Annotated in this window: 8 protein-coding genes; 6 read left to right on the top strand and 2 right to left on the bottom strand. The window is 65.1% G+C overall.

The genetic code is table 11. The features are described 5' to 3' along the window. The first annotated feature begins 166 nt into the window (after positions 1–166). A complete protein-coding gene (locus tag C2U70_RS17470; protein WP_140979670.1) occupies positions 167–577 on the top strand; it encodes a hypothetical protein in 411 nt (136 codons plus the stop codon). Positions 578–623: 46 nt separating this feature from the next. Here the strand turns inward: C2U70_RS17470 and C2U70_RS17465 are convergent, their stop codons facing one another. After that, positions 624–1,553, bottom strand: coding sequence for a helix-turn-helix domain-containing protein (locus C2U70_RS17465; RefSeq protein ID WP_140979669.1), 930 nt, complete (start codon positions 1,551–1,553; stop codon positions 624–626). A 430-nt stretch (positions 1,554–1,983) separates the two neighbouring features. Here C2U70_RS17465 and C2U70_RS17460 point away from each other — a divergent pair, with 430 nt between their 5' ends. After that, the gene (locus C2U70_RS17460; protein ID WP_246666777.1) at positions 1,984–2,652 is read left to right on the top strand and encodes a catalase; all 669 of its coding nucleotides are present in this window, start codon (positions 1,984–1,986) and stop codon (positions 2,650–2,652) included. Positions 2,653–2,658: 6 nt separating this feature from the next. Here the strand turns inward: C2U70_RS17460 and C2U70_RS17455 are convergent, their stop codons facing one another. Further along, positions 2,659–3,588, bottom strand: coding sequence for a helix-turn-helix domain-containing protein (locus C2U70_RS17455; protein ID WP_140979668.1), 930 nt, complete (start codon positions 3,586–3,588; stop codon positions 2,659–2,661). Positions 3,589–3,967: 379 nt separating this feature from the next. Here C2U70_RS17455 and C2U70_RS17450 point away from each other — a divergent pair, with 379 nt between their 5' ends. The 4 genes from C2U70_RS17450 to C2U70_RS17430 all read left to right on the top strand — a co-directional run bounded on the left by C2U70_RS17450 (position 3,968) and on the right by C2U70_RS17430 (position 8,725). Further along, complete coding sequence (locus C2U70_RS17450; protein ID WP_433960683.1) at positions 3,968–4,924, top strand: helix-turn-helix domain-containing protein; 957 nt, start codon at positions 3,968–3,970, stop codon at positions 4,922–4,924. A gap of 500 nt (positions 4,925–5,424) precedes the next feature. Beyond that, entirely contained in the window at positions 5,425–6,630 is a 1,206-nt protein-coding gene (locus C2U70_RS17440; RefSeq protein WP_140979665.1) for an NAD(P)/FAD-dependent oxidoreductase, read from the top strand. Positions 6,631–6,723: 93 nt separating this feature from the next. Beyond that, positions 6,724–7,641 (top strand): MBL fold metallo-hydrolase, encoded by a 918-nt coding sequence (locus C2U70_RS17435; RefSeq protein WP_186294318.1) that lies wholly within the window; start codon positions 6,724–6,726, stop codon positions 7,639–7,641. 142 nt (positions 7,642–7,783) lie between these two features. Beyond that, entirely contained in the window at positions 7,784–8,725 is a 942-nt protein-coding gene (locus tag C2U70_RS17430; RefSeq protein WP_140979664.1) for an MBL fold metallo-hydrolase, read from the top strand. Positions 8,726–8,855 lie beyond the last annotated feature (130 nt).

Below are 8,855 nucleotides of genomic sequence, written 5' to 3'. Positions count from 1 at the left end.
TGGATGGCCGGGACAAGCCCGGCCATGACGAGCCGGTGGGACGGACCTGCGCCCGCGCCTCTGATTCGCGGCAAGGGCGCAAGAACCCCGGGAGACTACCCGGTGGCGTGGTTAACCCTTCATTAGAGAATTGCGCGGCATCTTCCCGGTCAGAGGGAGAACTGCAATGTTTTCAAGCCGCGACGCCTACGAAAGCGATTTCTGCCCGGTCCGCGACGAACTCCTTGGCGAGATGTATCGCGCCAGTGAAAGCGGCCTGCCGAGGCTGGTTGAGAGTGTTTCCCCCGACGCGCGCGCACGCCTCGCGCTGTTCTGCTATCGCCGCAGCCATCTGCACTCGCTGGCGGTCGCGATCGCCGCAAGCTGCAGCGAGCGCGATCTCGTCGACATCGGCGGCCGCGTCGGCTCGACGCTCTACGCACTGTCGCGCGAAGCGACGGTGAAAGCGACCCCGTCGCTGTCGGGCGGCCGCAAGCCGATCACGCTGTCGACAAAACCGCTCTCGGTGCTCGCGCCGCTCGAGGACGATCTCGACGACGCGCTCGATGGCGATGTGATCGAAGCCGTTCCGGCCTGAGCTCGAGTGCACAAGACGAAGCTGCGGAAGAGACCTGCGCGGTAGCTCAGTTGTCACGCTCCGGTGCGCCCAATCCTTCGCGGCGCCACACGCCCGGGCTGACGCCGACCAGATTTGAAAACACCCGCGTGAAGTGGCTTTGATTGGAAAAGCCGGACGAGATTGCGATCTCGGCAAGGGACAGATCGCGGACGGTCATCAACTGCTTCGCCGCACTGACGCGTTGATGCAGCAGCCATTGATGCGGCGGCATCCCGACGGACGCGCGAAACGCCCTGGAAAAATGGCTGACCGAGAGGTCCAGCTCGGCCGCGATGTCCTGCAACGCAAGCTTGCCGCCGAGATCGGCTTCAAGCCTTTCACAGGCGCGCTTCACCTGCCACGGCGCAAGGCCGCCGCGCAGCGCCTCAAGTCTGCGAAGCCCGCCATAGGTCTGCGCGACATGCGCCGTGACCGCGAGCATCATGTGATCGACGAACAATTGGTTCGCCTCGGACGGCTGGCGCAAGGCCTGCAACAGCGCCGCACCGGCGTGATGCATGGTCAGGTCCTGAAAGCCGGTGCCGAATTGACAGTCGAGCTGGCCGACACGCCGGGCGCCGGATTGCTCCGCGATCCCATCGAGCGCCAGAGCCGGCAGGTAGAAATGCAGCGAGTGAAACGGCTTTTCGATCACGAAGCCTGGCTCGTACTTCATGTCGTAGAGATAGGTCGTGCCCGCCCTGATGTCGGGCTTGGCGACGCACTTGCCGTTTTCCCAATATTCGCAGTCGGGGTAATCGCGAAGCTTGAGGCTGACGATATACGCATCCTCCGGAGCGATTCTGCCGCTCAGGCCCGGGACCGGGTTGTCATCGCGCGTCTCGGTGGCCGAGACGTTGACGCCGCTCACCGATCGCATGATCAGCGATGCCGGTGTGTCCTTGAGGTGCAGGAGGTCCTTGACCCTCTCACCGTGAAAACCGCTCTGTGCCATTGGATCTCGATCCATTCGCCACGCGGACCGGCGGGTGCAAACGGTAAGGTATAACCATTATCGTGAATTGGCGAGCGGCCGTCCAGCCCGGCTGACGGCGGAGCGATTAACGCTGCAATTTCAAGCCGCACCGCCTCCCTTCATTTCGCCGCAGAATCGGACAAGGCACGACCGCTTCGGGAAAGACGCGCCTTCTGCTCCGCGGGACAACAACGTCCCAGCGTTCGAGCCCAAGGTTCCCGTCCTGCCCAAGCCTCCCCCCGCTTCAGCCACGCCCGCCGCCATCGTCGATGCCCTGAGGGCTGCGGCCGACCTGCCACCACGCACACGCGCGAGCTTCGCCTGGGGCCGATGCGTCCGGGGGACCTATGCTCCCTCGGATCAGGCGCGGGAGATCACGAGATCCCGCAGCTTCATCAGGCCGTCGCGCGTGCTGGCACGCTTCTCGGTGGATTGCGATGATCCAAATGCCACCGACGCCAGCCGCGTGCCGCGCGGCTTCAGTTTCCGGCTCGGCGGCGATGGCCAGCACTCGGACATCTTCACGCAAAGCGCCCCGGTTCATTTCGCCGGGACGCTCGAGCAGATGCTGGGTTTGCTTGGTGCGCACGGGATCGCCGCGCATCCGCAGCCCCCAAGCCTTTTACCCTCGAGTCTTGCCGGCACGACCTATTGGGCGGTGCACGCCTTTCCCGCGACGAATGCGAAGGGCGAAACGAGGTTCATCAAGTTCAAGGTGATGCCGGTCGCCGAACAAGGCAAACCGTCCGGCGACGAGGCCATGCCGAAGCCGTCCGATCTCCTGCAGCGCGACCTCGACTCCAGGATCGCGGCCCGCGATGTCAGGTTCAGCGTGATGGCGCTGCTCGATCGCCCCGGCGATCCCGTCATGGACGTCACGATCCGATGGCCCGGCGAGGAGGCACGCGAAGCGTTGCGTCTGGGAACGATCGTGATCACCGGCGTCGAAACAGAAAATGCCTGCGACGAGGCCGCCTTCAATCCCGCCAATCTTGCCGACGGCATCGGTCATCCGCCGGACGAGATGTTTGCGGCGCGCTGCGCGGCCTATGCGATCTCGCAGACGAGACGCCGCTGATCAGGATCAGGTGTCGCGATCGGGTACGCCCTGCGTGTCGCGCCGCCACGCGGCCGGGCTGACGCCGACGACATTCGAAAACACGCGCGTAAAATGGCTTTGATTGGCAAAGCCGGCCGATATCGCAATCTCCGACAAAGGCAGCTCGCGCACCCTCATCAACTGCTTGGCCGTATTGACGCGCTGGCGCAGCAGCCACTGATGCGGCGGCAATCCCGTCGAGGCGCGGAAGGCGCGCGAAAAATGGCCGACCGAGAGATCGAACTCAGCCGCGATCTGCTCCAGCGAGAACTTCCCGCCGAGATCGGATTCGAGCTTGTCGCAAGCGCGCTTCACCTGCCAGGGCGCAAGACCGCCGCGGGCCGGCTCAGTGCCGCATCGCAGTCCGCCATAGGCCTGCGCGACATGCGCGGTGACCGCAAGCATCGCGTGATCGACGAATAGCTGGTTGGCTTCGTCGGGCCGATGCAGGGCCTGCAGCAGCGACGAGCCGAGATGACGGACCACCGTGTCGTCATGGCCAATGCCGGGCTGATAGGCGAGCTCGCCAATGCGCGGCGCGCCGGCTTGCCTCGCGATGTCGTCGAGCGCCGAGCGCGGCAGATAGAAGAACAGGGAGTGAAACGGCTTGTCGATCACGTAGCGCGGATCGCGCTTGAGATCGTACAGATAGGTCGAGCCGGCGCGGATATCGGTCTTGATGACGCACTGGCCGCGCTCCCAGCATTCGCAATCCGGGTAGTCGCGAAATTTGATGCTGACGAGATAGGCATCGTCGGACGGCAGCGCGCCGCATAGACCGGACATGGGATCGTCATCGCGCGTTTCGACCACCGCGAGCTCGGCGCTGCGCAGCGTGCGCGTGATCAGCGAGGGCGCGTCCCTGAGATTCAAGGGCAACCCGAGCTTCCGTCCGATGGAACCGGCCGGTGTCATGGAGATCGTCTCATCAATGGAGCCAAGCCGAGACTCGCGTGTCCGCGAAGTCGGCGCCGTTATCCGACATCAATCTGTAGCCGTCCAGTATTCTGCGTGAAGCTATCGCTTTTGTGACACGACTGCCTGCACGAGAGCGTCAGCGCAGTTGTCCATTCACCGCACCGCAGCCCTCTTGCAGCCGCCAAATTGCCCAATCCGACAGCAGCGCGCTGTGACGTCACGTCGTGCGACTTTCGTCGCACACACCTCGCGGTCGCTTGCAGCAGGTTTGGACAAAGCATGGCGGCTTTGGGAAAGACGCTTGCCCCTTGCAACGCCTAGAACGCGCGCCGACGACGCTCAATCGACGTGCCTCTCAATGGCAAGGACATCGACCATGAGCTGCAAGCCAATCAAGCGCGACGTTTCGCAGCCGACCGCCTCCAACTCTTCCGGGACCTCCCGGCATCCTCTGCCGAACGGCGAACGCCGTCCGGCCGACGCGGAGATGGCGCGCGTGCTGAAGACGGCGCCGCTCAGCATGGCGGCGGATCCCACGAGCGGAGCCATCGCCCACTGGAAGCATGGCGCCCTGCATGACGTCGTGGAGCCCATGGCCGACCACGTCATCATGACCTATCCCACCGGCGTCCAGCGGCTGGAGCGGCGCAACGGCAAATCGATCGCGATCGGAACGGCGCGCAGCGGCGTCGTGACCATCATTCCGGCCGGCACGAGCGCGCGCTGGGACATTCCCGGGCAAGTCGATGTCGTTCAGCTCTACCTGCCCCACAGGACGATCGAGCGCGTCGCCCGCGAAGCCGACACGACGGCGCCGCGCGAGCTGCTGGAGCGAACCGGGCATCCCGATCCGATCACATCCCGTCTTCTCATCAGCGCATCGGATGCGATTCACGGCAGCGCGGTGCTGGATGCGCTGTTCCGGCACCAGCTCAATGATCTTCTCGCGACGCGCATTCTGGCTGCACATTCCGGTTCGACGGCCATTCTTCAGCCGACGCTGGGCGGCCTTGCGCCAACCACGCTGCGCCGCGCCATCGAGCGTCTGCACTCGGACGTCGATACCGATGTCTCGCTCGCCGCGCTGGCCTCTGATGCCGGCCTGTCGCGCTTCCACTTCTGTCGCGCCTTCAAGGAAAGCACCGGGCTCTCGCCTCACGCCTGGCTGCGCCAGCACCGGCTCGAGCAGGCCATGACGATGCTGCGCGACACCGACGACTCCATCGTCTCGATCGCCGCAGCGCTTGGCTACTCGTCGCAGACGGCTTTCGCCGCGGCCTTCAGAAAGCTGACCGGAGAGACCCCGAGCGATTGGCGCAGGCGCATGCGTTAGCAGCAATCGCTCGACAGCGATGGCAATCGCTCTGGGGCAGCGACAGACCCGATCAGTTAGACCATCACCATGTCCAATCCAATCGACGGAGACAAAAGATGATCGGGAAAAGCTTCGTCAGCCGGCTCACCTCACGCCGAAGATGGCTCGCGACCGCCGTGGTGTATGGGCTTTCACTATCTGTCCGCTTCACGTCAGCGACAGGTGAAGAAGTAGACATTCCGCCGCAATACGCGCAACGGACCCACTCGTTGGTGTCAATCATATCAAGGGAAAGCTCGCGTCTTCCCTATCAGGACTGGGACCTCAGGTCCGTGCAGCCGATCGTCTTTCGTCAAAGGTCAACCGGTCTGTCGGCGCCCGGCTGCATCGCGCCTTAAGATCCTGCGATTTCGTTTCACGGCTTCGCGTCGTCGCCGACGGACCAGCCTGCCGCAACGGCATTGCGGCGGCGGCAACGCGCCTGTGCCCGAGAAGACCCAACCAGAGGAGACCATCACATGAGACTAGTGATCATCGGCGCCGGCTTTGCCGGCATGTATGCCGCCCTGTCCGCCGCCCGCCTGCGCGAGATCCAGGGCGTCACACCAGACAAGCTCGAGATTGCGCTGGTCGCACCCGAGCCGACGCTGGTCGTCCGCCCGCGGCTCTACGAACCGAAGCCGGAGACGCTGACCGCACCGCTCTCGGATGTGCTCAAGGCGATCGACGTCACCTATGTGCAAGGCAGCGCCGAGACGATCGACACCAAATCCCGCATGGTGCAGATCGCGACCGCAACAGGCACGCGCAAATCGCTGTCCTACGACCGACTGGTCGTGGCCACCGGCAGCCGGCTGTTCCGTCCCGCCATTCCCGGTCTTGCCGAGCACGGCTTCAGCGTCGACTCGCTCGACGATGCGCTTGCCCTCGACAAGCACCTGCATGGCCTCGCCAAGCGGCCGGCCGTGAACGGCCGCGACACGGTCGTCGTCGCCGGCGGCGGCTTCACCGGCATCGAGGCGGCGACCGAAATGCCGACGCGGCTGCGCGAGATCCTCGGCAAGCACGCCAAGACCCGAATCGTCATCGTCGAGCGCAACGCCGGGATCGCGCCCGATATGGGTGCAGGTGCGCGCCCCGTCATCGAGGAGGCGCTGCGCAAGCTCGGCGTGGAAACCCGCATTGGCGTCGGCGTCACCGGGCTCGACAAATCCGGCGTCACCTTGTCCAGCGGCGAGCACATCGAGACCGAGACCGTGATCTGGGCGGCCGGCATTCGCGCCGCGCCGCTGACCGCGCAGGTTCCTGCCGAGCGCGACAATTTCGGCCGGCTGCTGGTCGATCGCTGCTTGCGCGTGCCCGGCGTTGATGGCGTCTTCGCCACCGGCGATGCGGCGCGGGCGGCCTGCGACGACGACGGCAATTACGCGCTGATGTCGTGTCAGCACGCCACGCGGATGGGCGCCTTTGCCGGCAACAACGCCGCGGCCGAGCTGCTCGGAGTTCCGACCAGGCCATACCACCAGAAGGTCTACGTCACCTGTCTCGATCTCGGCGAGGCCGGCGCGCTGTTCACGCGTGGCTGGGAACGCAAGGTGGAGCTGGTCGGCGACGTCGCCAAGAAGACCAAGCAGGAGATCAACACCGTCTGGATCTATCCGCCGAAGCCCGAGCGCGCCGCAGCACTCGCGTCGGCCGATCCCGAGCGTGTCACGGACCTCTAGACGCACGAAGCGATGGCGGCCGCGCGTCCATGGATGCGTGGCCTGCTCAACCACAACCAGCCGGAAGCCTACCCCCTGAAACAGGAGACGAACATGAACTTGCAAAATACCTCATTCCCCGTTGCATCGGGACCCGAAGAGCTCGTGCCGTCGCGCTACGCGCTGAAGGTCGGCGACATCGACGTGCTTGTTGTCAGCGACGGCGTGCTGCCGCTGCCGACGACGATGTTGGGACACAACGTCGACCCTGCCGTCCGCGCGGCCTGGCTCCACGACATGTACCTGCCGCAGGACGCTTTCGACTGGGCGCTCAATGTGGTCATGGTGCGCAGCGGCGGCAGGAAAATCCTGATCGACGCAGGGCTCGGCTCCGACCCGAACCTGAATCTGCCGCGGGCCGGACAGTTGATCAGGCGGCTGGAAGCCGTCGGCATCGATCTGTCTGAAGTGACCGATTTCGTGCTGACCCACTTGCACATGGACCACATCGGCGGGTTGCTCGTCGACGGCGTGAAGGAGCGGCTGCGCAAGGACGTGCGGATCCATGTGGCGGCTGCCGAGGTCAAGTTCTGGGAGGCGCCTGATTTCTCCCGCACCGCCATGCCGCCGGGATTCCCGGATGCACTTCGCGCGACCGCCAAGCGCTTCATGAAGGAGTACGGCAGCCGGCTGCGGCTGTTCGATCAGCAGCAGGAGATTGCGCCCGGCGTCGTTGCCCGTCGCACCGGCGGTCACACCCCCGGACACAGCGTGGTTCGTATCGCCTCCGGCGGCGACGCGCTGACATTCGCCGGCGATGCCGTGTTTGCCGTCGGGTTCGAGCAGCCCGACTGGTTCAACGGTTTCGAGCACGACCCCGAGGAGGCCGTGCGCATTCGTGTCGGCCTTCTGCGCGAGCTCGCCAGGACCGGCGAGATGCTGGTGGCCACGCACCTGCCGTTCCCGTCCGTCGGACGCGTCGCTGTTGACGGCGACTCGTTCCGTTGGGTGCCGGTGTTCTGGGACTACTGATCGCGTGCTGACGGCGTTCGTCGCCGATCTCTGAATGCCTCACCATTGCCCGGCCGCGCTTCCCACACGGGAAGCACGGCCTGCGCCTCAAGGATTGAGCAGCAAGCTCGAACATGAGCATTGAACAAGGGAGTCTTCAAAAATGAATCAGATGATCCGCAACATCAAGCAGAAGACCATCAAGAGCCTGGGCGCCGGCAACGCGTCGCCCGACGAGCTGGTTCCGTCGCGCTATGCGCTGCGGGTCGGCGATATCGACGTGCTGGTGTTCAGCGACGGCGTGCTGACGCCGCCGGCGGAGTCGATGGCGACCAACGCCGATCCGGCCGTCCGGTCCGCCTGGCTCGACGACATGTTCCTGTCGCGGGACGCCTTCGATTGGGCGCTGAACGAGGTCGTGGTGCGCAGCGGAAGCCGGACCATCCTCATCGACAGTGGGATTGGCCATGAGTACCCGGACTTTTCGCGAGCCGGGCAGTTGGGTGCGCGGCTGGCGGCCGCCGGCATCGATCTTGGGGCGGTGACCGACGTGGTGCTGACCCACATGCACTTCGATCACGTCGGCGGTCTCCTCGTCGACGGCGTGAAGGAGCAACTGCGCAAGGACCTGCGGATCCACGTGTCGGCTGCCGAGGTCGAGTTCTGGGCGGCGCCCGATTTCTCCCGCACCGGCATGCCGCCGGATCTCGCGGACCTCGCTCGCCGCGCCTCCACGGAATTTATCGACACATACCGCAGCCAGTTGCGCACCTTCGACGAGGAGCAGGAGGTGGCGCCTGATGTCGTCGTCTCCCGCACCGGCGGCCACACCCCCGGACACAGCGTGGTTCGCCTGGCGTCCGGCGGCGACCGGTTGATGTTCGCGGGCGATGCCATCTTCCCGGTCTCGTTCGATCACCCCGAATGGCACAACGGTTTTGAGCACGACCCCGAGGAGGCGACACGCGTCCGGCTCCGTCTCTTCCGCGAGCTGGCCGCAAACGGCTCGTGGCTGGTGGCCACGCACATGCCGTTCCCGTCCATCGGCCGCGTCGCTGCCGCCGGCGAGCTGTTCCGGTGGGTGCCGGCCTGGTGGGATTACTGATCGCTGCTGAGAGCGCTCCAGGGTGGGCACCTGCTGCATGCGGAATGCTTGCGCCACAAACTCGTCATGCCCGGGCTTGTCCCGGGCATCCACGTTCTTTGTGCGGCAAGGAAGATCGTGGATGGCCGGG

This window comes from Bradyrhizobium guangdongense (assembly GCF_006483445.1).
Taxonomy (GTDB): domain Bacteria; phylum Pseudomonadota; class Alphaproteobacteria; order Rhizobiales; family Xanthobacteraceae; genus Bradyrhizobium; species Bradyrhizobium guangdongense_A.
Note: the sequence above shows the minus strand (reverse complement) of the source record. Positions and strands in the feature narration are given on the sequence as shown.